Here is a 23,286-nt window from a genome sequence, read left to right as displayed (position 1 = left end):
ATACGAGCGCGGGCTCGCATTCCACAACTCGCATTGGACGTTCCGCCGGATGCGCGTGGAACCCTTGCCGCGCCGTCGGTTGCGGGATGGCGACGATCGCGGCGGATAGTGTGACTCGCATTCGCGACGGCATCGTCGATGCGCGGTGCCCGATCGACTGGCGACATCAAACGACGACGGCCCGGGATTCGCGAACGAACCCCGGGCCCTCGATCGACAGCGGATGGTGCCGGGCTGAGTATCCATTGCCCGGCACCGCGCGTCGCTCAACGCGACGCGGCCTGCATCAGAACTGATAACCCGCGCCGACCACCGCGCCGAAGTCCGACCGCGTGTTGCCCGTCACCGATGCCTTGACGACCCAGCGGTTGCTCTCCGTCACGTACGAGTAGCCGGCCGCGAAGCCTTGCTGACCGTGATAGTTCGACGTCGCCGCCGACACCATCGAACGCCCCGCGCCGGTCGGCTGCGGCAAGCCCGCCACCGCCATCGCCGACGCGACGCCGCCGTACATGTCCTTCTTCAGGTCGTTGAACGAGTTGTACACCTGCCCGATGCGCTGGTCGGTATAGCCCTTCGCCTGCGTCGACGCGGTCGCGAGGTTGTCGTTCAGCTGCTGCACGTTCACCGCGTCGGTCGGCGCCGTGCCGGCCGCGACGTTCGTGACCTGGCGCTCGTTGCCCTTCGCGCCGACCGAGAACGAATTGTCGCGATCGGCGACCGAGCCCTGGCCGACCGCCACCGCGTTCTTGCCGGTTGCGGTCGCCGTCGACCCGATCGCACCCGCATCGGCGCGCGCGATCCACGTGGTGTTCGCATCGGTCGCGGTCGCACGGATCCGGTCGTTGACCGCGACATTCTGCAGCGCGGCGTTGAACTGGCCCATGTTGACCGCGTCGTTGGCGTTCACGCCCGCCGCCACGCCGGTCAGCACGCGATCGCCCGCCGTGCCGGAGAAGTTCACGCTCGTACCGGCAGACTCCTTACCGACCGTGATCGCGCCGTTCGGGTCCTGCTGCTGCACGAGGCCGGCCTTGCCGTTCGCGATGTTGGTCACGCTCCCTTGCAGGCTCGAGATGTCGGTGGTGTTCTTCGACACCTGCTGATTGGTCGCGTAGAGCTGCGAGCCGTTCACCGCGTCGGTGCTGGTCGCGCCGAGCGTGCCGGCCTGCACGTTGGTGATGCGCGTGCCGCCCGCGCCGCCGAGCGTGATCGTGCTCTTCGAGCTGTCGTCGTACTGCACCGCGAGCGCGCCGAGCTGGTTCAGGTTCGACTGCACGTCCTTCAGCTGCTTCACGTTCACCGCGTCGGTATCGCTGGTGCCGGCCGCGACGTTCTTCAGCACGACGGCCGACGTGGCGTCGCCGCCGACGAGCGACACCGAATTCAGCCGGTTGCCGCTCGGGTCGACGTCGTACTTGACGACGTTCTTCACCGCTTCGCCGGCCTGGTTCGACACGTTCGTGATCTGCTGTTCGAGCGCGGTCTTCACGCCCGACAACTGGCCGCCGTTGACCGCGTCCGTGCTGCCCGCGGCGAGGTTGCCGTCGGCCACGTTCGTCAGCTTCGTCGGCGCACCGCCGCGCGCGGCGTTGAACGCGCCGAGCGTCGGGTCGAATTGCAGCGCATCCTGCTGCAGCCCGGCAATCGCGGCCGTGTTGTTCGTGATATTGGTTTCGGCGTTGCCGAGGCGCGTTTCGTGATTCGCGAGCGTCGTCGTGTTGCTGCCGACGCGGCCGTCGAGGTTCGTCAATGCGTCGCCGACGTTGTTATACGCGCTGCCGCCGATCTTGTAGTTCGGTGCGCCGATCGAGCCGTCCGGGTTCGCCGTCGCGCCGCCGCCGAGCGCGGCCGCGGCGCCGTCGGTCGCGCGACGCAGTTGCGCGCCGTTCACCGCATCGGTGCTGCCGGCCGCCACGTTGCCTTCCGCGACGTTGGTCACGCGCACCGGATTCCCGCCGTTGCCTGCGCCGAGCGACACCTGCTGCTTGCTCGCATCGTCGTATTTGACGGCGAGCGCGTCGAGCTGGCTCGTCCCGTCGTGAATCGCCGCGGTCAGCTGATCGACGTTGACCGCGTCCGTTCCGCGCTTGCCGGCCGCGACGTTGCTGATCAGCTGCGGGCCGTGGCCGCCGTGGCTTGCATCGTATGCACCGAGGCCCGGGTTCCACTGCAGCGCGTCCTGCTGAAGCGCCGCGATGTTGCCGGTGTTCGTCGTCACCTGGTTGCCGACGGCCGTGATCGACTGGTTCAGCGTGTCGGTCGCCTTGCCGAGCTGGCCGACGTTCACGGCGTCGCCTGCCGCCACGCCGTCCGCGACGTTATGCAGGCCGACCGGCGCCGTTGCACCCGTGCCGCCCAGCGTGACGCCGCCGTGCGCATCGTCGTCGTACTGCACCGCGTTCTTCGTCGCGTTGCCGATCTGGCTCGTGATCGACGTGCTCAGGTTGCCGAGCGTCGTGCTGAGGTTGTTCGTCACGCTCGTGCTCAGCGATGCAAGGCCGCCCGTCAATTGGCCGACGTTCACGGCGTCGTGCGTATCCTTGCCGTCCGCGACGTTGTGCAACGTCGTGCCGTTGGGGCCGGCGAACGTCACCGAGTCGAAGCCGCTCGCGCCGTCGTACTTGACGTTGCGCGTATCGGCCGCCTGCAGGCCGGCGATGTTCGACGCCGCGGTGCTCAACGATCCGTTGATGCCGGTCACGCTGTTCTGCAGGTTCGTGATGTTCGACGCCGCCGTCAACAGGGACGTCTGCAACGGCGCGACGCTGCCCTTCAACTGGCCGACGTTGACCGCATCGGTATCGGCAACGCCCGCAGCCACGCCGCCGATCGTCGTGCCGGTCGCGCCGTCGAGCGCGATCGCCGCATGCGAGTCGTCGGTGTATTTGACGACGTTCTGCGTCGCCGTGACGATGCTCGTGCTCAAGCTGTTGCCGACGCTGGTCACGCGCTGGTCGACGTTCGAGATCGTGGTCGACAGCGAATTGCCCACCGACGTCACGCGTGCGTCGACATTGCCGATGCCCGTGCTCAGCGTGTTGTTCACGTTCTTCAGCTGCTGGACGTTGACCGCATCGGTATCGGCCGCGCCCGCCGCGACGTTCTTGAGCTGGCGTTCGCTGCCGAGCGCGCCGAACGATACCGCGCCGCCGACCGGTGCGGCCGTGCCGCCGAATACCGGCGTACCGCCGTTGTTCGCGCCGACGCTGCCCGAGCCGATCGCCACCTGGTTGTTGTCGTTCGTCTGCGCGCCGGCGCCGATCGCCACCGACTGGGTGCCGGCGGCACGCGTCTGCGTGACCGCGTCGTACGATGCGCCGGCCGATACGCCGTCGCTCGACGTCGGGTTCGCGCCGCCGATCGCGACCGAGCGGTCGCCGCTGGCGAGCGCCGAGTGTCCGAGCGCGATCGAGCTCGTGCCGTGCGCGTCCGCGACGTTGCCGAGCGCCATCGAGAAATCGCCGACCGCCGCCGACTGGCGGCCGATCGCCAGCGCCGTGTTGCCCTGTGCGACCGCGACCGTGCCGATCGCGGTGGCCGAGTTCGCCAACGCCTGCGAGCCGACCCCGATCGCAATCGCGCCGCCGCTGCCGCTACCGCCCTTGCTGCTCGCATTCGACTGGTCGCCGATCGCGATGCCGCTGGCGCCGGCCTTCGCGTTGGTGCCTTGCGTCACGTTGGTGGTGCTGACCGCCACGTAGCTGCCGTTCTTGGTCGCCACGCACAGCGGGTTGGTGCCGTCGATGCACTGGCCGTTCAGCGCGTTGTCCGGGTTGCCGCGGTCGACGAAATTGTCCGCGTGGGCGGCGCCGGCGATCAGCACACCCGCGCCGGTGAACATCGCGGCGGCGAGCGCCGAAATCTGCTTCCTCTTCATGGTCTTCTGCTCCGTTGTGTAGCGTCTGGGTTTGAATACGGACTACTTACTTTTATTGACAGCTTCGACTTCGATTGCGACTTCGTTTCGGAAGCGGATTCCGCTACCGGGCCACCATATAGACACGACACGCATCGAGCACCCGTTTCGGCAGGGCGTTCGAAAGCCGCGGGCATGTCGTCGTCCCGACGTCCCGTTCCGTTAATTCGACAATTTCATTAGGAATGCGTATTGTTTCTCATGGACGAGTTTTCCCCCGACTGAATCCGGAGATTCAACCCGTCGTCATGTACATCCCCGATTTGTCGTCGCGCCGACCGCGACCCACCACGCTTCTTTTATTTCATCCCGGGCAACAACCGGGGTTTCGTTTCCGTGCAGCAAGCACGGGCCTGGACAGTCATCAATTGATGCGCCGGCCCCGGGTCAGGCAACGTCCGTCACCGCTTGCGGCGCTTCCGCTGCCCTGCTCGACCCGTCGTTCAAAGTTCGGACGAATTATGAGACACGAGCCCGAGTTATTAAAGACGGCATTCTTTATAGATTGTAAAATTCCAAATATTCAACGGCTTAGGTAAAACATATCCATTGCGCAAACGATTTCGCGCCGACGCCGTTATTAAAAATCTTTTACCTAGCGGATAAATACTTTGCCAAAGCGGATTCCAATAACATCTTTCTTCAAAAAGACAATCGCGAAACTGCCCGGCTGTGCGATTTCTCACTGGATATACGCGTAAACCATGAATATTGACGCACGTCGACGCCTTACATTCCTGTCGCAAACCGCCATTTTCGATAATCGAGAAGATTGAATGGTGCGAATAGAGTCGTCATGGCTGGCCGGATTCGAAATATGCTCCTACAATTCCGCTCGCATCGATTCCGGCAGTCGTGATCGTTCTCCACGCGCTCACGGCAATCCGTCGCGTGTCGACCGGCTCCGTGATTAAAACGACGAACGCCGTGCGATGCGTCGCCACAGAGCGGCTTCCGACGTTTCCACCGCACCGGGCAGGCCACCCGCGGAAACGCAGCCAACCGCCTTTTCACCACAGGTGCACGATGTCTTCACCGATCTCCGCGTTGAGCGACGCGCATATCCTGATCGTCGACGATCAACCCGACCAGCTCCGTTTGCTGATCGAGATCCTGCGCAGCACGGGATGCCGGATCAGCATCGCATTCGACGGCACGCAAGCGTGCCAGCGCGCGCAGGCGCTGATGCCCGACCTGATCCTGATGGACGTGCGCATGCCGCACATGGACGGCTTCACCGCATGCCGCCTGCTGGCCGCCGATCCGCTGACGAGCGCGATCCCGGTCATCTTCCTGACCGTGGCCGACGCGTTGCACGAACGGCTCGAGGGGCTCGAGATCGGCGGCGTCGACTATGTAGTGAAGCCATTCGAGCCGGCGGAGGTGATCGCGCGGATTCGCGTGCAGCTGTCGCGGACGAAGCGCGAACGGCCCGCCGTGACGGAGCACGCGGAACGCCCGCCCGCGGGCGGCAAGGAAGACGACATCATCGTGCGCGCGGCCATCCGCCACCTGTCGCGCACGCTGAACGATCCGCCGACGGTGGAGGAACTGGCGCGCGCGGTCGGCACGCACGAAAAGCGCCTGTCGCGCGCGTTTCGCGACAATCTCGGTCAGACCGTGTTCGAGTATCTACGCTACGAACGGCTGCGGATCGCGCAGGATCTGCTCGATTCCACGTCGCTCAGCATCGCCAGCATCGCGAAGGAAATCGGCTTTTCCACGCCGGCCAATTTCGCGACCGCCTTTCGCGAACGGTTCGGCATCACGCCGACCGAATGGCGGCGCCAGGGCCATGCGGGCGCGCGCACCGCCGCGCGGGAGCCGCAACGCCGCGCGTAGGCCGCATGCGACGCGCTCGCGCCTACCAGTTGTATTTCGCGCTGGCCAGCACGGTCCGCTCGTTGCCGAACACGCACACCGCGTACGATTGGCAGCCGCTCACGTAGCGCCGGTCGAACAGGTTCGCGACGTTCACCGCGAAACGCCAGCGCGGCAGTTCGTAATGGATCGCGAGGTCGTAAAGCGTCGCGCTCGGCACCGTCAGCGAGTTGTCCGGCGCGCCCGCCGATGCGCTCTGGTAGCGCACGCCGCCGCCGACGCCGAGGCCCGCCAGCGCGCCCGTATGCCAGGTCCAGTCGGCCCACATCGACGCGATCTGCCGCGGCAGCGGCACGGACACCGGCCAGTGGTTCAGCGACGCGTCGTTCGCCTGCACGTTCTTGACGTCCTGATACGCATACGACGCGACGATCGACAGCTCGCGCGTCAGCTTGCCGACCGCGCTCAACTCGATGCCGCGCGAGCGCACCTTGCCGGTCTGGACCGACGTCGTGCCGGTCGGGTCGAGATTGACCGGCGTCGGTGTCACGACGTTGGTCTGGTCGATCCGATACACGGCCGCGTTCAGCATCAGGTTCCGGCCGGGCGGCTCCCAGCGCAGCCCGGCCTCCGTCTGCACGCCGCGAGTCGGTTTCGGCAGGCCGCCGCCGAACATCCGCACGCCGATGACCGGATCGAACGACGTCGAATAGCCGACGTACGGCGACAGCCCGGCGTCGCCGCGATAGGTGAGCCCGACGCGCCCGGAGAACGCACTGACGTCCTGCTGCGCGTGCGTGCCGGCGGCGCGGTCGTCGAACCGCGCATTCACGACATCCTCGCGGCCGCCGAGCGTCAGCGTCCAGCGCTGCCAGCGGATCTGGTCCTGCGCGTACACGCCGACCCCGTTCATCGCCGTGTACTGATCGACGTGGCCGAGCGACGTCGGGCCGGAGAAGATCGCGGCCGTCACCGGCCGATAGACGGGGTGGTACAGGTCGAGCGACGGCGCGAGCGCGAGGTACACGCTGTTGGTCGTCGTCTGCCGGTCGAACTGCACGCCGAACAGCAGCGTGTGTTCGAGCGGCCCCGTGCCGAAGCGCGCCTGCGCGTGGTTGTCGATGTCGAGCCGGCTGTAGTTGAGCTGGAACAGCCCCGCGAAACGCATCATGTTCGTCGTGCTGCGCGGCGCGAGGCCGTTGCCGAACACCGTCGCATCGTCGAGCGACAGGTGCGACCAGCGCACGTCCTGATGCAGCGTCCAGATCGCGTTCACGCGGTGTTCCAGCGCATAGCCGAGCGACCATTGCTTCTTGCGGTAGTCGTTGAACGACGGGTCGCCCATGTAGCGGTCCTGCGACAGGCGGCCGTTCGGGTTCGGCAGCACCGTGCCAGACGCGGGCAGGAAGTTCGACGAGATGTCGCCGCTGTCCTGCAGGAACGTCGCGGAAACCGTCAGCGACGTGTCCGCGTTCGGCCGCCAGCGGAACGACGGCGCGAGCGCGACGCGCCGGTCGCCGTTCGGGCCGGTCACCGCATTGCCGTCACGCGCGACGCCGACGAAGCGGTACGCATACTTGCGGTCGGGGTCGAGCGTGTCGCCGACATCGAGCATCGCCTGCTTGCGCGCATCGTTGCCGATCTGCACGCCGGCTTCGCGCACGCGCTCGCCGTCGGCCAGCTTCGTGTGCGCGTCGACGATCGCGCCGGGCTCGCCTGCGCCGTACAGCACCGACGTGGGCCCGCGCAGCACCGCGATCGAATCGATCGTGTACGGATCGACGCGCCAGTTCGCGATCACGGCCGTATCCGGCGCCGGCAGGCCGTCGACGTAGAGCGTCGGCGTGAAGCCGCGCAGCGCCGCATACCAGTCGGTGCGGCTGTCGGCGCCGAACGTCGCGAAACCGGGCACGTAGCGCAACGCCTGGTTCAGGTCGGTCGCGCCGGTCATGTCGATCTGTTGCGCGGTCACGAGGTTGACCGTTTGCGGAATCTCGTCGATCGGCGTGTCGGTCTTGGTGCCGGTAGCGGTGCGCCGCCCGACGAGCCCGATCGACGATGCGTCGGCCGGCCCCCGCACGTCGATGGCCGGCAGCACGGCCGCTGTCGCCGCCGGCACCGATGCCTGCGCGTACGCGCCGCCCGCGGCGGCCACGCACAACGCTCCGCCGGCCGCGATCGCTGTCGCGCGCCGCCCCGCCCCTGTCTCCGTCCACATCGTGTCGATACTCCGTCGTGCTGGGTTGGCCCGTTCGGCCGGATCGGCGGACCGCGTGTCGCCGCGGTCCATCCGGTGGTGTCGTGTTTGCCGTGCCGGCGAAGGCTGTGACGCACGGATCGGCCGGATGCATCGGCCGATTGCGTCGTTCGCGAGCGCAGCGATCATACCGGCCGAACGTGGCGCGGTCTTTAAAAAAATCGGCTCGGCGACGGCGGCGGCACGCGGATTGCTCGTCGCCCGAACCCCATCAGGGACCCGGCGCAGCCGGGCATCGACGTGACACGCACATCCGGCAGGATTCACATCGGCATTTCGGGCTGGCGCTACCCCGGCTGGCGCGGGACGTTCTACCCGCCCGACCTGAAGCAGGCCAAAGAGCTGCGGTATGCATCGGGCCACATGCAGACGATCGAAATCAACGGCACGCACTACAGCTTGCAAGCACCTGACAGCTGGCGGCGCTGGTACGCCGACACGCCGCCCGGGTTCGTGTTCAGCGTGAAAGGCTCGCGCTACCTGACGCACATGCTGCGCTTTCGCGACGAAACGGCCACGATCGCATGCGCGAATTTTTTCGCGCAGGGGCTGTTCGCGCTGAAGGACAAGCTCGGGCCGCTGCTGTGGCAATTCCCGCCGTCGCTGCGGTTCGACCCGGCGCACATGGAGCGCTTCCTGAGCCGGCTGCCGCACGACACGGAAGCCGCGCTCGCGCTGGCCCGACGGCACGATGCGCGCGTGCGCGAGCCCTATCTGCAGATCGACCGCAAGCGCGCGTTGCGTCATGCGGTGGAAGTACGACACGACAGCTTCGTGGATCCGGCGTTCGTGAAGCTGCTGCGCCGCCACAAGGTCGCGCTCGTCGTGTCGGATTCGACCGAGGCGTGGCCGCACTTCGAGGATCTGAGCGCGCGGTTCGTCTATATCCGGCTGCACGGCACCGAAACGAAGTATTCGGGCGAATACGCCGATGCGGCGCTCGAACGATGGGCGCGCAGAATCGAAGCGTGGAGCCGGGGCGCGCAGCCCGACGATGCGCGTCTCGCCGCACCGGCGCTGAAACCACCGCGTGCGGCGACGCGCGACGTGTACTGCTATTTCGACAACGACACGAAAACGCAGGCGCCGTTCGATGCCGGGCGGCTCATGGCGCGGCTCGGGCTGCAGGCGCACGATGGGGCGCCGGAATGAAGCGTGCGGCCAAATGCGACCATCGGGACGCCGGTCCGGCCCCGCATGCCCGGGCCCGGAATATGCTCGTCCACTCGCGAATCGCGCCTCCATCGCGCCCCCGCTCGGCCGGTAAATTTTGCACGGCCGGTCACCCGCGCCATGGGCCAATACTGCAAGGAGAAAAACGATGACCCTGCTTATCTACCTCGTCGGATGGATCATTTTCATCGGCGGCGTCGCCTGGGGCTTGATGACGCTGCACGTCTCGCAGCACATCATCGAGATCGTGGCCGTCATCCTGTTCGGCATCGCGGTCATTACCGGCGCGACGCGCGCGCGGAATCGCGATCGGTCGTAGCGCGACGCGGATGCCGCGATCGCGCTGACAGGACTGTCGGCCGCGCATAGGCTCATGGGAGCCCCTTGTCAGCGCCGGCCGGCCGCTTCTCGCGCACACGTTGCAGCTGCAACTGCCGCATGAAGCCCCTCGACACGGTCAATCGAGGTGTTCCGAATCGCCTGCGAGCCGCTCGTTCAGCACGCGCGCGTCGGCCTGCCGGTCCAGCGACAGGCACATGTCGCTCAACGCGTCGACGCGCGCACCGTCGAACGCCGTGCTTGCCAGCGCACGATATTTGGCCAGCAGCGCCGCATCCGGTAGCGGATTGCGCGGATCGCCGAGGGCGATCGGCACGTGCCGCGATTCCCGCGTCCCGTCCGCGCGTTGCAGGCTCACCGTCGGCTCGTCGAGATCGCCGAGCGCCGGATCGACATCGACCGTAATGCGCGCGAGCAGCGCAGTCACGCTCGGGTCGGTGCGCCGGTCCGCACGATAAGCGTCGATCCCGGTGTCGCCGAACACGAGCGCCGCCGCAACCGCGTACGGCAGGCTCATCTGCGCGGACGCCAGCGTCGACAGGTCGCGGCCGCCGCACATCCGCGCAACGAACGCGCTCGCCCGCACCGTCACCCGTTCGATCTCGCCCGCCGCGAACGTGCGGCCGTCCGCGAGTTGCAGCGCCGCGTCGACCGCCGCATGCGCGCTGCGGCACGACGCGTGCGGCTTGATCGAGCAGCGCATCAGCTTCCAGTGCGCGCCAAGACCGTCGGTCAACGCGTCGGGCGCATGCGACGGCGCGGCGAACGTGTTGAAGAAGCCGCCCCACACGTCGTCGAACACGCGGGCGGGACCGCTCACGCCCTCCCGGGCAAGCAACGCCGCCAGCACGCCGCCTTCCGCCGCACGCCCGGCGTGCAGCCGCTTGGTCTGCGATCCGTCGTGAATGAAGCTCCACAGGCCGCCGGCGAAGCTCGCCGCATGGCCCAATGCGTCACGCGTGCGCACGGCGTCGAGTCCGAGCACGCGCGCGCTCGCGGCGGCCGCGCCGAACACGCCGCAACTGAGCGTCGAATGCCAGCCCGCGCCGTTGTGGGCCGAGTAGCCGCCCGCCGCCTCGAGCACGCGCCGACCGACGTCGTATCCGAGCACGATCGCCATCACGCATTCTCGGCCCGCGACCGGTTGGCTGGCGCACGACAGCGCTGCCAGCACGGCTGGCAGCACGACCGCGCCCGAATGATCGCAGCCGCCCGAATCGTCGAGCTCGAGTGCGTGCGCGGCAATGCCGTTGACGAACGCCGCGTCGCGCGCACTCGCACGCCGTCGCGTGCCCCATAGCGACGCGCCGCCGCGGCCAACGGCGCCGGTCAGCGCACGGGCGCTGCGCGTCTCGACGGCCGACGTGCCCGCCAGCGCGGCGCCGAACGTGTCGAGAACATGACGCGTGGCTTTCGCGACGACGTCGTCCGGCAATGCATCGGCGGAAGTCCGTGCGACGAATGCCGCGAGCCGCGTCGCGCGCGCTTGCGTGTCCGTCGTCATCGTGCCGCCTCGTCTGCCACGCAGCGTGCGAACACGTCGACCGGATGGCCCGGGTCGTTGACCGGTGCGTGCGCATGCCACCAGCGCGCGATGTCGTGCCCCGTCGCGAACCATGCATCGCCGGTGCCGCGCAAGTGCGCGAGCAACGCGTGCAGCAAAGCGATCCGGCCGGCCGTGCCGATGATCTCGGGATGCAGGCGCAACACGCAGCACAGCCCGAAACGCCTGAACCCGTCGACGTCGCGCCGCCAGTTGTCGAGCACGTCGCGGTACGCGGCGATGCGCGGCTGGCCTGCCGGCACGGGCGGCGACAGGTTGAACTCGAAATACGGTTCGTCCTCGAGCTCGTAGTGCAGCGGCAGTTCGACGAGCCGTGCGCCCTTCACGTCGCCGTCGCTACGCGGATGCACGTAAGGCAGATCGTCGCCGCGCCAGGACGACGACCACGTGAAACCTTCCGCGACGAGAAATTCGGCGAAGCCGTCGGCCCAGTTGCCGGTGAACGAGCGAAAGCCGTGCGCGTCGCGACCGGTCGCGTCCGCGAGCGCCGCACGCCCCGCGCGGCACGCGTCGATCTGGGCAGCGAGCGGCAATGCATCGAAATCCTCGCAGCGATAGCCGCTCACGCCGAGCTCGTGGCCGGCTGCGGCAATCTCGCATACCGTGCCCCGATGCGTTTCGGCGACGGCGCCGGGCACGAACCAGCTCGTCGGCACGCCGAACGCATCGAACGCCGCAAGCAGCCGGTCGACACCGCGCGTCGCGCCGTAACGCCAGACCGACAGCGATTTCTCGCGGCCGACGATACGCGGTTCGCGCGTCTGGATGCCATGAATGTCGTTGAAGTCGACCGTGATCGCGACCGCGTATCGCGCGCCGCCCGGCCATGCAGGAAGGTGGGTCACGTGCCGCTCCGTTGCGTGGGCGCCGCCTCCCGCGCGGCCTGCCCGAGCCACCAGTCGGCGACATCGCGGCAGCGTGCGAACCATACGCCGTCCTGCGCGCGCATGTGGTCGAGCCAGGCATCCAGCAGCGCGATGCGTCCCGGTTTGCCGCACACCTTGGGATGAAGAAGCGTCGTCAGGCACAGCCCTTCACGGTATACGCCGTCGAATTCGCGCGTCCAGTTGTCGAGCGTCGCGCCGTAGCCCGCGATCCGGTCGAGCCCGGCCGGGTAGTCGGGATTGCGGTGATACGCGAGCGACGCGTAGTCGTCGGTCTCCCAGCGGCCGGGAATCTCGACGAGCGGCGGCTCGCCGTCCTCGCCGTGCAGCAGGTACGGCCGGTCGTCGCCGCGCATCGAGCTCGAATAGCGCACGCCCGCTTCGCGCAGCACGGCCACGGTCGCGGCGCTCCAGTCGCCGGACGGCGTGCGGAACCCGACCGGCCGCACGCCGAGCGTGCGCGCGAAGATATCGGCCGATTGCGCCATGATCTCGCGCTGCCGATCGGGTTCGAGCGTCCAGAACGCTTCGTGCCGGTAGCCGTGATAGCCGATCTCGTGGCCGCGCTCGACGATCGCCGCGCATTGCGCGGGCCACGTTCGCGCGACCCAGGCGGGCACGAAGAACGTCGCGGGCAACGCGAAAGAGGCGAGCAGGTCGAGCAGCCGGCCGAGCGCGCGCCACGGCCCGTAGCTGCCGAGCGTGAAATACGCGGGGTTGCGCCAGATCGACCCGTTCAGCATCGCGTCGCCGGTCGGGCCGTCGAGATCGAACGCGAGCGCGACGCATGCGCGCTTCGCGTCGGGCCAGCGGGGCGCCAGGTCCGTCATCGCGCGCTCAGTGGGTGCCGTTGATCATCGCCTTCGCCACCGCGTGTTCCTGCAGCCCCCATTTCGCGAGCAGCTTCCGGTACGAGCCGTCCGCGATCAGCTGGTCGAGCGCCGCCGTCAGCGCGCTGCTCAGCGCCGTGTTGCTCTTCGCGACGCCAATGCCCGTGTATTGCGACAGGAACGGCTTGCCGACCGGCGCATACGCGTTCCGCTCGAGGCTGTTCTGGTACGGCAGCGTCTCGCCGCCCTGCACCGCCGCGTCGATGCGGTTCTGGCGCAGCTGCATCCGCGCATCCGACGAGCCGTCGGTGCCCACCACCACGATCGGCGGCTTGCCGGCCTTCACGCAGTTCTCCGCGCTCCATGCGGTCGTATTGTCCGGGAACGACGTGCGCCGGCTCGACCCCACGCGCTTGCCGCACAGCGCGCTCATCTGCGCGAACTCGCCGGCGCGTGCCTTCAGCACGTAGAACTGCGGGCCCGTCTCGATGTAGTCGACGAACGTCACCGCATCGCGGCGCGTCGGCAGGTCGGTCATCCCGGACAGGATCATGTCGACGCGTTGCGTCGCGACCGCGCTCATCATCTGGTCGAAGCTCGTCTCGACCCAGTTGAGTTTCGCGCCCATCTTCGCGGCCAGCGCCTCGCCGAGATCGACGTCGAAGCCCGCGAGCTTGTCGGTCGCCGTATCCTTGTATTCGAACGGCGGATAGTTCGGCACGATCGCGACGTTCAGCGTGCGTTTCGCGGCCGCGGGGGCGGATTGCGCGACCGAGAACGTCGCATGAAGCGCGAGCGCGCCGAATGCGGCGGCGGCCAGCGTGCGGGTCAGGACGGATGCTTTCATGGGGGTGTCGCCTTGTCGTTGTGGGCTTGTATCGTTGACGGAGGAATCGTTCGGGCGCTTCTGCACGGGGCGCCCGACCCGCTCAAGCAATCACCGCCGAAATGAAGTCGCGCGTGCGCGCATGGGTCGGCGCGGACAGCACCTGGTCCGGCGGCCCGCTTTCGACGATCCGGCCGCCGTCCATGAACACGACGCGGTCGGCCACCTCGCGCGCGAAGCCGAGCTCGTGCGTGACGACGATCATCGTCATCCCGCTCTTCGCGAGATCGCGCATCACGGCCAGCACTTCGCCGACGAGTTCGGGATCGAGCGCCGACGTCGGTTCGTCGAACAGGATCAGTTGCGGATGCATCGCAAGCGCCCGCGCGATTGCGACGCGCTGCTGCTGGCCGCCCGACAGCTCGACCGGAAACGCGTCGCATTTGTGGGCGAGCCCGACGCGGGCGAGCAGCGCGCGCGCCTCCTCCTCCGCTTGCGCACGGCGGCGCTTGAGCACCTGCACGGGGCCCTCGATCACGTTCTCGAGCGCCGTCTTGTGCGGAAACAGGTTGAAGCGCTGGAACACCATGCTCGTCGCCAGCCGCTGGCGCGCGACCTGGCGCTCGGACAGCGCGTGGAGCCGGTTGCCCGTGCGCCGGTAACCGGCCAGTTCGCCGTTGACCCACAGCGCGCCCGCGCTGATCGTCTCGAGTTGATTGATGCAGCGCAGGAACGTGCTCTTGCCCGAGCCCGACGGGCCGATGATGCACAGCACTTCGCCCTGTTCGACGTCGAGCGTGATGCCGTGCAGCGCCTGGAAATCGCCGTACGACTTGCGCACGTCGACCGCGCGAACGACTGCATTCGTCATGACGTTCTCCCGATAGTTGTGGATCGTGTCGTTCATTTTCGGCCCGCCGCGCGCCCCGCACCGCGTGCGAAGCGCCGTTCGACGCGGGCCTGCGCGAGCGACAGCACGGTGACGACCGCGAGATACCAGATGCCGGCGACGATCAGCAGTTCGATCACGCGGGCATTCGCGTAGTAGATGTTCTGCGCGTTGTGCAGCATCTCCGCGTACTGCACGACGCTCGCGAGCGACGTCAGCTTGACCATGCCGATCAGCTCGTTGCCGATCGGCGGCACGATCACGCGCATCGCCTGCGGCAGGATGATCCGGCGCAGCGCCTGCAGGCGCGGCATGCCGATCGATTTCGCGGCCTCGTACTGGCCTGTATCGACCGATAGCAGCCCGGCCCGCACGACTTCCGACGTATACGCGCCCTGGTTGATGCCGAGTCCGAGCACGGCCGCGAGGAACGGCGTCATCACGTCGACGGTCCGGTATTCGGCGATGCCCGGGATGCCGAGCGTCGGAAACACCAGCGCCAGGTTGAACCACAGCAGCAACTGCAGAATCACCGGCGTGCCGCGGAACAGCCAGATATAGCCCTGCGCGATCGCCCCGAGCACCGGGTTCGACGACAGCCGCATCACCGCGGTGACGACCCCGAGCACGACACCGACCGTCATCGCGAGGACGGTCATCACGATCGTGTTGGCGAGCCCCGTCAGGATCGAGCGCGCGGTCAGGAACTGGCCGACGACACGCCATTCGATCTGTCCGCGCGCGAACGCGGCGGCGATATAGGCAAGCGCGGCAACGATCGCGACAGATGCGACGTAGCGGCCCCAGTAGCGCCGGCGCACGCGCACGAGGGCGGCCGTGTCGTCCGCGACCGCATCGGCCGCCGCCGGTGCGCCGTCGAGACGGCGGGAATCGGATGCGCTCAGCATGACGGCCCCCGGTAATCGGCCGCCCACGCGGCCTGGCGCTCGATTGCCTCGCTCAGGCGGTCGATCTGTTCGCGCACGCGTGCGGGCGACGTGCCGCCCGCCCCGCCGCGTGCGGCGACGGCCGCGTCGAGCGTCAGATGCGCGCGCACCGCCGGTGCGAGGCGCGTGTCGACGGCCTGCAACTGTTCGGCGCTCGCGTCGGCCAGCTCGATGCCGTCCCGCTCGCACGCGCGCACGAGCGTGCCGGTGATCTCGTGCGCCTCGCTGAACGGCACGCCCGTCAGCGCGAGCCAGTCGGCGACCTCGGTGGCGAGCGTGAAGCCGAGCGGCGCCTGGCGACGCATCTCGTCGACGTTCACGCGCATCGTGCGGATCATCCCCGCCATCGCCGGCAGCACGAGTTCGAGCGTGTCGATCGAATCGAACGCGGCGATCTTGTCTTCCGCGAGATCGCGGTTGTACGCGAGCGGCAGCGACTTCAGCGTCGCGAGCAGCCCCGTCAGGTTGCCGATCAGGCGCCCCGCCTTCCCGCGCGTGAGCTCCGCGATGTCCGGGTTCTTCTTCTGCGGCATGATCGAGCTGCCGGTCGCGTAGCCGTCGTCGAGTTCCACCCAGCGGAATTGTCGCGACGTCCACAGGATCACTTCTTCCGACAGGCGAGACAGGTTCACGGCGAGCATGCTGGTGACGAACACGAATTCGGCGACGTGGTCGCGCGCGGCCACCGCGTCGATCGAGTTCTCGCACGGCGCGTCGTAACCCAGCTCCCGCGCCGACAGCTCGGGCCGCACGCAGATCGCCGAGCCCGCGAGCGCGGCCGCGCCGAGCGGCGAACGCGCGGTGCGACGGTCCCAGTCGACCAGGCGATCGGCGTCGCGATACAGCGACTGCGCGTGGGCGAGCAATTGATGGCCGAACACGATCGGCTGCGCGGGCTGCAGGTGGGTGAATCCGGCCGTCACCGTGTCGACATGCCGGCTCGCCTGGCCGATCAGCGCATCCTGCAGGTCGAGCACGCCGCGCACGAGCCGGCGCGCCTTGTCGCGCAGATACAGGCGCAGGTCGTTCGCCGCCTGGTCGTTGCGCGAGCGCCCGGCGCGCAGCTTGCCGCCGAGCGCCGGCAGCCGCTGCGTGAGCACGCGCTCGAGGAACGTGTGCACGTCCTCGTCGGCGAGCGATGGCGCGATCGCGCCGGCGGCATAGTCGCGCGCGATGCCGTCCATCGCGTCCAGCAGTTGCGCGAGGTCGTCGTCGTTCAGGATACCCGCGCGGTTCAGTTCGCGCGCATGGGCCCGGGAGCCCGCCAGATCGTACGGCACGAGACGGAAGAAACTCGGATCGGAGCGGGACAGGTTCTGCAGCGCGTCGGACGGCGCCGACTGGAAGCGGCCGCCCCACAGGCGTTCGATCGGTTCGGTAAGGCTCATTGCGGTCGACCTCGACTCGGTTGGATTGCTCCCACTGTAGGCATTCAATTTTTTTTGTTGTAGCGAGAAATTGAATCCGTTTTAATGAAATTTTTCTCAGTATCGTCGCCCGCGACGTGCCCCGCCGATGCGCAACCGCCTGCCTCCGCTGAACCCGCTTCGCGCATTCGAAGCCGCCGCCCGGTGCGGCAGCGTGTCGGCCGCCGCCGATGAACTGCACGTGACCGCCAGCGCGGTCAGCCACCAGATCCGCATTCTCGAGAACACGCTCGGCATCGCGCTATTCGTCCGATCAAAGGCCCGCGTGAAGCTCACGCCCGAAGGTGAGGCGCTGCTCGAACCGGTCGGTACCGCGTTCGACATGATCGCGAACGCCACCGTCAGGCTCGATTCGCCGGCCGCCGCCGGCGATCTCGTCGTGTCGACGCCGCTGTCGCTGACGTCGCGCTGGCTCGCCCGGCACATCGGCGATTTTCTGGAGCGTTATCCGGGTATCCATCTGAAAGTGATTCCGTCGAACGACGATCGCGAAACCTATTCGGCGGACGTCGACGTCTGCATTCGCTACGGGGAAGGCAACTGGCGCAACCGGCGCGTCGAGCTGCTCGCGCATCCGGCGCTGTTCCCGGTCGTGAGCCCGGCGTTGATGAACGGGCCCGATGCGATCCGCAAGGTGCAGGATCTCGCGGGGCGGACGCTGTTCTGCGAGCATGCGGGCTCGTGGACGCGGTGGCTCGCGCAAGCGAACGCCGACAAGCTGCCGGGCATCCGCATTCTCGAAATCGGCAACGCGCACATCGGCGTCGAAGCCGCGGTGCACGGCCAGGGCGTCGCACTCGGCGACAGCCTGTCGGTGCGCGACGACCTGATCGACGGCACGCTCGTGCGGCCGTTCAGCGCCACGGTGCCGTCACGCCACGCGTACTATCTCGTCACGCGTCATGAACTGGCCGAGTCGCCGCTCGTGGCCGCGTTCACGTCGTGGCTGCGGGCACGCCTCGCGTGATACGCGTCGCCGCGCGCGGTGTGCTCACGCACCAAGGCTCGCGAGGTCGTCCCACACCATCACGATGTTGCGCGATCGCCAGACCGGCCCCGGATCGATGTATTCGCCGGCAGGCCGGCCATGCAGCGCCGCATAAAACGCGATCGCCGCGTCGTTGCCGTCGACGACGCTCAACGCCGCGCCCGGATACCGCAACCGGCCCAAATGCGTCGCGAGCCGCGCGAGCAGCTGGCGGCCGATGCCGCGACGCTGGAATCGGGGATCGACATACAGAAACTTGATCTCGCCACGGCCGTTGAATACCGGATCGGACGGCGCGCCGGCGGCCCCGATGCCGACGATGCTGCCGTCGATCTCCGCCACCAGCACGAGCGGGTTCCCGTCGTTCGACGACAGCTTTTCATTCCATTGTCTGCGGCGATAGTGTTCGTCGAGAACGGCGTGCGCGTCGGCCGGCGCGAGATCCCGATAGGTGTGCCGCCAGACCTTGACATGAAAATCGGCGATCGCCTGCGCATCGCCGATCGTGGCGGACCGGATGGATAGGCCAGTCATTGAGGACGCTCCCGGAGGCATCGCGCCGACGGGCGCGATGTGCACGACGGATTGTGGACGATCCGTGCAACGCTGTCGAACGACCTTCGTCGCCGCGCGATCGAGCGGGCCGACCCATCGCGCCGCCCTCACCCCCGCCCGCGGCGCATCCTGAGCGTCGCCGACGGCGATTCGCCGAACGCCCGCTTGTACTCGATCGCGAACCGCCCGAGGTGCGCGAAGCCCCATTTCAGCGCGACGTCGGTGACGGACGCGAGCCCCGGCGTGTCGTCGGCCAGCAGTTCGTCGCGCACATGTTGCAGCCGCAACTGCCGCACGAAGCCCATCGGCGTGATCCCGTGGCGATTGCGGAAGCCGGCGAACAGCGTGCTCGGGCTGACGCCGGCGAGTTCGGCGAGCCGTTCGATCGTCAGCGGCTCGTCGAGATGCGCGCGGATGTATTCCTCGACGCGCCGCACGTAGAACGGCGCGAGCGGCGCCGGCGCGGAACGGGTGCCGTTGCGCGCGGTGTTCGGGTGGCCGTACAGCAGCAGGTTCAGCAGCGTCGATTCGAGCTGCTCGAACGCGAGCGGATGACGCAGCGGATGCGCGTCCGTCGCGATCGCGCCGGCGAGCACCGGCAGCACCTGCGCGAGACAGACGCCCTGCGGCGACGACAGGTCGAACGCCGGTTCGAATTCGACGCTCGCGCGCCGGTCGTCGCCGAAATGCCGCTGCGCGTGGCGCTCCATCACGTCGCGCTCGATACGCAGGATGACTTGCGGACACGCTTCGCCCCATCGCATCCGGAGCGGCAGCGTGGGCGACAGCAGCGACGCCGTGTCGGGCGACGACACGAAGCGCGTCGCGCCGCATTCGATCTGGGCGTCGCCGCGCAGCGGAATCTGCAACAGATAGAAATGCTCGAGCGGCCCCGGTTCGATCGACACCTCGCCGCCGTAATCGAGCAGGTTCAGCGACAGGTTGCCCCAGCGCGCATGGTGCATGCAGCTGTGCAGCACGCGCGATTCGCCGGTCGGCGTGAGTCGATGCGGCTTGAAGACGTCCGCCACGCGCGCACGCACCTCGTCGACGTCGTTCGACTCCAGCAGCAGCGTGCCGTGATTGAAACAGGCGGCTTCACCCAGCCAGCCGGTTTCGGAAAATTGCGCCATCGAAGTTCTCCCGTCGTGCTCGATCGCACTCGCGCCGTGCATGCATTCCCGATCTCGGGGAATGCGTCGCACGATCCGGACAGCGCCCGGAGCATCCGGACAATCCGTCCCACGAAACACGCAAGTCCCGCGCAAGCCACGCAAGAAGCGGACCGTTCGCGCATCGTAGAAAACTGTGCGGGCTGTCCGCATCCGCACATACCCGCAGTCGCCCGCGGCCCGCCGGCTCGCGGCGGCCGCTGCCGCAGGTTTCCGGAATTCGCGGATACCGGCCGAAGAAAGCGGATAGAAACGCCCATTTCGGCCGCCAATACTGGGCCCATCACCGAAACCAACAGCACGGAGGGACAGATGAACGGACGTCACATCGAGATTCCATCGCCGGACGGCGGCGCGTTTCGCGCGTACCTGAGCACGCCGGCCGGCGGCACGGGGCCGGGCATCGTGCTCTGTCACGAGATCTTCGGCGCGAACGCGACGATGCGGGACGTGGCCGACTACTACGCCGAGGAAGGCTACACGGTGCTCGTGCCGGACCTGTTCTGGCGCCAGTCGCCCGGCATCGAGCTCGGGTATGCGGCGGCCGATGTCGAGCGCGCAATGGCCCTTTATCGCGAATTCGACGAAAACAACGGTGTCGACGACGTCGGCGCCGCGCTGGACGCGCTCCGCCAGCGGCCGGAATGCACGGGCGAGGCCGGCGTGCTCGGCTACTGCCTCGGCGGCAAGCTCGCGTATCTCGCCGCATGCCGGCTGCCGGGCGTGGCGGCGGCGGTCAGCTACTACGGCGTGGGCATCGAGCATGCGCTGGACGAAGCGGCGCACCTGCACGGGCGGCTCGTGCTGCAGATCGCCGCGCAGGACCGTTTCTGCCCGCCCGACGCGCAGCAGCGCATCGCGGCTGCGCTGGCCGGCCGCGACGGCGTCGAAGTCTACGTCTACCCCGGCGTCGACCACGCGTTCGCCCGCGCCGGCGGCGATCATTACGACCAGGCCGCCGCGGTCATGGCCCACCAGCGCGCGATCGCCGCGTTCCGCGCCGCGCTCGGCCCGCGCTACGACCTGTCCGCGCTGTGGGAAACGCATCTGCAGCACGAGTTCGACACGCGCAACGTCGACGCGACGATGGCCACGATGGTCGCCGAGCCGTACGTCAACCATGTTCCGACGCTGACCGGCGGCGTCGGCCATGACGAGCTCAAGCGCTTCTACACGCATCACTTCGTGCATGCGAACCCGCCCGACACGACGATCACGCCGATCTCGCGCACGATCGGCGCGAGCCAGATCGTCGACGAGCTGCTGTTCTGCTTCACGCACACCACCGAGATCGACTGGATGCTGCCGGGCGTCGCGCCGACCGGCAAGCGCGTCGAGATTCCGCTCGTCGCAATCGTCAAGTTTCGCGGCGACAAGCTCTATCACGAGCACATCTACTGGGATCAGGCGAGCGTGCTCGTGCAGATCGGCCTGCTCGACCCGTCAGGCCTGCCGGTCGCGGGCGTCGACACGGCCCGCAAGCTGCTCGACGTCACCGTGCCGTCGAACGGCCTGATGCGCCGCTGGCGCGACAGTGCGCCGTCCACCGGTGCGCACTGACGCGGCCCCACCCTCACCCCCGTGATTCCCGGAGACACCCCATGAATGCCCTTGCTGGCAAAGTCGCGCTCGTCACCGGCGGCGCCACGCTGATCGGCGCCGCGGTTGCACAGGACCTGAGCCGCGCCGGTGCGTGCGTCGCAATCCTCGATCTCGATGCGGACAACGGCGCACGCGTGGCCGCATCGCTCGGCGAACGGGCGCTGTTCATCGCGCTCGACATCACGGACGACCGTGCGATCGAGCGCGCGATCGCGACGATCGTCGAACGATTCGGCGCGATCGACGTGCTCGTCAACCTCGCGTGCAGCTATGTCGACAACGGCATCCACGCGACCCGCAACGACTGGCTCGCGGCGATGGACGTCAACGTCGTGTCGGCGGCGATGCTCGCGAAGGCCGTGCATCCGCACATGGCGCGGCGCGGCGGCGGCGCGATCGTGAATTTCAGCTCGATCTCCGCGCAGTGCGCGCAAACCGGCCGCTGGCTGTATCCGACCTCCAAGGCCGCCATCCGCCAGCTCACGCGCAGCATGGCGATGGATCTCGCGCCCGACCGGATTCGCGTCAACTCGGTGTCGCCCGGGTGGACCTGGTCGCGCGTGATGGACGAGCTCACGCACGGCGACCGTGCGAAGACCGATCGCGTCGCCGCGCCGTTCCACCTGCTCGGCCGCGTCGGCGATCCGTCGGAAGTCGCGCAGGTCGTCACGTTCCTGTGCAGCGACGCGGCGAGCTTCGTGACGGGCGCCGACTACGCGGTGGACGGCGGCTATGCCGCGATGGGCCCCGAACAGGCGGTGCCGGCGATTCCGCGGCTCGCGGAGTGACCGCGCGTCGCCGCTGCTTCCCTCGATCACTACGGCCGCTACACGACCAACCAAGGAATTTCCCATGAGACGCATCGCTATCGTCGGCGCCGGCCAGTCCGGCCTGCAACTCGCCTTCGCCCTGCTCGACCAGGGCTACCACGTCACGCTCGCGACCAACCGCGACGCGGAGCAGATCCGCTCCGGCAAGGTCATGTCGAGCCAGTGCATGTTTCACACGTCGTTGCAGATCGAGCGCGATCTCGGCCTGAATACGTGGGAGGAAGCATGCCCGTCCGTCGAAGGCATCGGCATCGCGGTGCCGCACCCGGACGGCCACGGCCGCAAGGCGATCGACTGGTCGTCGCGGCTGACCCGCTACGCGCAGTCGGTCGACCAGCGCGTGAAGATGGCCGACTGGCTCGACGGCGTCCGCCGCCGCGGCGCGGACGTGCGCATCGCCGACATCGGCGTGCCCGAACTCGAGGAACTGGCCCGCAGCCACGATCTCGTGCTGCTCGCGGCCGGCAAGGGCGACATCGTCGGCCTGCTCGGACGCGACGATGCGCGCAGCCCGTTCGATCGTCCGCAGCGCGCGCTGGCGCTGACCTACGTGAAAGGGATGACGCCGAGCGAGCCGTATTCGCGCGTGCGCTTCAACCTGCTGCCGGGCATCGGCGAGTACTTCGTGTTTCCCGCGCTGACCACCACCGGCCCGTGCGAAATCATGGTGTTCGAAGGCATCCCGGGCGGCCCGCTCGACTGCTGGGCCGACGTGAGGACGCCCGAGCAGCATCTGGACCGCAGCCTGTCGTTCCTGCAGCAGTACGTACCGTGGGAATACGAGCGCTGCCGCGACGTCGCGCTCACCGATCCGAACGGCACGCTGGCCGGGCGCTTCGCGCCGACCGTGCGCAAGCCGTTCTTCCGGCTGCCGTCGGGCCGCACCGTGTTCGGGATGGCCGATGCGGTGGTGGTCAACGATCCGATCACCGGCCAGGGCTCGAACAACGCCGCGAAATGCGCGAACGCGTATTTCGACGCGATCGTCGCGCGCGGTGCCGCACCGTTCGGCGAAGACTGGATGCACCAGACGTTCGAAGGCTACTGGGCGTATGCGCGGCACGTCGTGCGCTGGACCAACTCGCTGCTCACCCCGCCGCCGCCGCACATCCTCGAACTGCTCGGCGCGGCCGGCCAGTTGCCGTCGCTCGCGAAAACGATTGTCGACGGTTTCGACGATCCGCGCCGGTTCGCGCCGTGGTGGTTCGAACCGTCGGCGTGCGCGGCGCTGATCCGCGAACACAGCGTGCGTGCGGAGTGAGC

18 protein-coding genes are annotated in these 23,286 nt (G+C 68.1%); 7 read left to right on the top strand and 11 right to left on the bottom strand.

What is annotated here, in order from left to right:
- Positions 1–286: 286 nt before the first annotated feature.
- The gene (locus GJG85_RS32285) at positions 287–3,880 is read right to left on the bottom strand and encodes a YadA-like family protein (protein WP_204384798.1); all 3,594 of its coding nucleotides are present in this window, start codon (positions 3,878–3,880) and stop codon (positions 287–289) included.
- A gap of 1,065 nt (positions 3,881–4,945) precedes the next feature.
- Between GJG85_RS32285 and GJG85_RS32280 the strand changes: the two genes are divergently transcribed.
- Positions 4,946–5,761, top strand: coding sequence for a response regulator (locus GJG85_RS32280; protein WP_050015289.1), 816 nt, complete (start codon positions 4,946–4,948; stop codon positions 5,759–5,761).
- A 22-nt stretch (positions 5,762–5,783) separates the two neighbouring features.
- On the opposite strand, the gene GJG85_RS32275 is transcribed toward GJG85_RS32280, so the two are convergent.
- Entirely contained in the window at positions 5,784–7,958 is a 2,175-nt protein-coding gene (locus GJG85_RS32275) for a TonB-dependent siderophore receptor (RefSeq protein WP_050015290.1), read from the bottom strand.
- A 279-nt stretch (positions 7,959–8,237) separates the two neighbouring features.
- Between GJG85_RS32275 and GJG85_RS32270 the strand changes: the two genes are divergently transcribed.
- Together GJG85_RS32270 and GJG85_RS32265 are read left to right on the top strand one after the other, a co-directional pair.
- Positions 8,238–9,149, top strand: coding sequence for a DUF72 domain-containing protein (locus GJG85_RS32270; protein WP_089490039.1), 912 nt, complete (start codon positions 8,238–8,240; stop codon positions 9,147–9,149).
- 169 nt (positions 9,150–9,318) lie between these two features.
- Positions 9,319–9,489, top strand: a complete 171-nt coding sequence (locus tag GJG85_RS32265) for a hypothetical protein (RefSeq protein WP_006397039.1) — start codon at positions 9,319–9,321, stop codon at positions 9,487–9,489.
- A gap of 138 nt (positions 9,490–9,627) precedes the next feature.
- On the opposite strand, the gene GJG85_RS32260 is transcribed toward GJG85_RS32265, so the two are convergent.
- From GJG85_RS32260 to argH, 7 genes are all read right to left on the bottom strand, one after another.
- Positions 9,628–11,013: an MmgE/PrpD family protein gene (locus GJG85_RS32260; protein WP_089490040.1), complete on the bottom strand. Its 1,386-nt coding sequence runs from the start codon at positions 11,011–11,013 to the stop codon at positions 9,628–9,630.
- The gene (locus GJG85_RS32255) at positions 11,010–11,918 is read right to left on the bottom strand and encodes a polysaccharide deacetylase (protein WP_239469036.1); all 909 of its coding nucleotides are present in this window, start codon (positions 11,916–11,918) and stop codon (positions 11,010–11,012) included. Before GJG85_RS32255 ends, GJG85_RS32260 begins: the two co-directional genes overlap by 4 nt.
- Entirely contained in the window at positions 11,915–12,787 is an 873-nt protein-coding gene (locus GJG85_RS32250; protein WP_050015297.1) for a polysaccharide deacetylase, read from the bottom strand. Before GJG85_RS32250 ends, GJG85_RS32255 begins: the two co-directional genes overlap by 4 nt.
- A gap of 7 nt (positions 12,788–12,794) precedes the next feature.
- Entirely contained in the window at positions 12,795–13,634 is an 840-nt protein-coding gene (locus tag GJG85_RS32245) for an ABC transporter substrate-binding protein (protein WP_204384796.1), read from the bottom strand.
- 82 nt (positions 13,635–13,716) lie between these two features.
- A complete protein-coding gene (locus GJG85_RS32240; RefSeq protein ID WP_050015301.1) occupies positions 13,717–14,520 on the bottom strand; it encodes an amino acid ABC transporter ATP-binding protein in 804 nt (267 codons plus the stop codon).
- Positions 14,517–15,410, bottom strand: a complete 894-nt coding sequence (locus GJG85_RS32235; protein ID WP_050015303.1) for an amino acid ABC transporter permease — start codon at positions 15,408–15,410, stop codon at positions 14,517–14,519. The genes GJG85_RS32240 and GJG85_RS32235 overlap by 4 nt, the downstream gene beginning before the upstream one ends.
- Positions 15,404–16,837, bottom strand: a complete 1,434-nt coding sequence (gene argH / locus GJG85_RS32230; RefSeq protein ID WP_050015305.1) for an argininosuccinate lyase — start codon at positions 16,835–16,837, stop codon at positions 15,404–15,406. The genes GJG85_RS32235 and argH overlap by 7 nt, the downstream gene beginning before the upstream one ends.
- Positions 16,838–16,964: 127 nt before the next feature.
- On the opposite strand from argH, the gene gcvA reads away from it, so the two are divergent.
- Positions 16,965–17,843 (top strand): transcriptional regulator GcvA, encoded by an 879-nt coding sequence (gcvA, locus tag GJG85_RS32225; protein WP_089490044.1) that lies wholly within the window; start codon positions 16,965–16,967, stop codon positions 17,841–17,843.
- Between the two features lie 24 nt (positions 17,844–17,867).
- Here gcvA and GJG85_RS32220 read toward each other — a convergent pair whose 3' ends face one another.
- Positions 17,868–18,398, bottom strand: coding sequence for a GNAT family N-acetyltransferase (locus GJG85_RS32220; RefSeq protein ID WP_124555502.1), 531 nt, complete (start codon positions 18,396–18,398; stop codon positions 17,868–17,870).
- A gap of 128 nt (positions 18,399–18,526) precedes the next feature.
- Complete coding sequence (locus GJG85_RS32215) at positions 18,527–19,552, bottom strand: AraC family transcriptional regulator (protein ID WP_204384794.1); 1,026 nt, start codon at positions 19,550–19,552, stop codon at positions 18,527–18,529.
- Between the two features lie 351 nt (positions 19,553–19,903).
- On the opposite strand from GJG85_RS32215, the gene GJG85_RS32210 reads away from it, so the two are divergent.
- From GJG85_RS32210 to GJG85_RS32200, 3 genes are all read left to right on the top strand, one after another.
- Positions 19,904–21,151 (top strand): dienelactone hydrolase family protein, encoded by a 1,248-nt coding sequence (locus tag GJG85_RS32210; protein WP_204384792.1) that lies wholly within the window; start codon positions 19,904–19,906, stop codon positions 21,149–21,151.
- 41 nt (positions 21,152–21,192) lie between these two features.
- On the top strand, positions 21,193–21,981 hold the full coding sequence (locus tag GJG85_RS32205; RefSeq protein ID WP_050015314.1) for an SDR family oxidoreductase: 789 nt from the start codon (positions 21,193–21,195) through the stop codon (positions 21,979–21,981).
- Between the two features lie 64 nt (positions 21,982–22,045).
- Positions 22,046–23,284 (top strand): styrene monooxygenase/indole monooxygenase family protein, encoded by a 1,239-nt coding sequence (locus tag GJG85_RS32200; protein WP_050015316.1) that lies wholly within the window; start codon positions 22,046–22,048, stop codon positions 23,282–23,284.
- Positions 23,285–23,286: the final 2 nt, after the last annotated feature.

It is taken from the genome of Burkholderia sp. MS389 (genome assembly GCF_016899425.1).
In the GTDB taxonomy this organism is placed as follows: domain Bacteria; phylum Pseudomonadota; class Gammaproteobacteria; order Burkholderiales; family Burkholderiaceae; genus Burkholderia; species Burkholderia sola.
The sequence above is the reverse complement of the archived record's forward strand: the minus strand, read 5'-3'. Positions and strand labels throughout refer to the sequence as shown.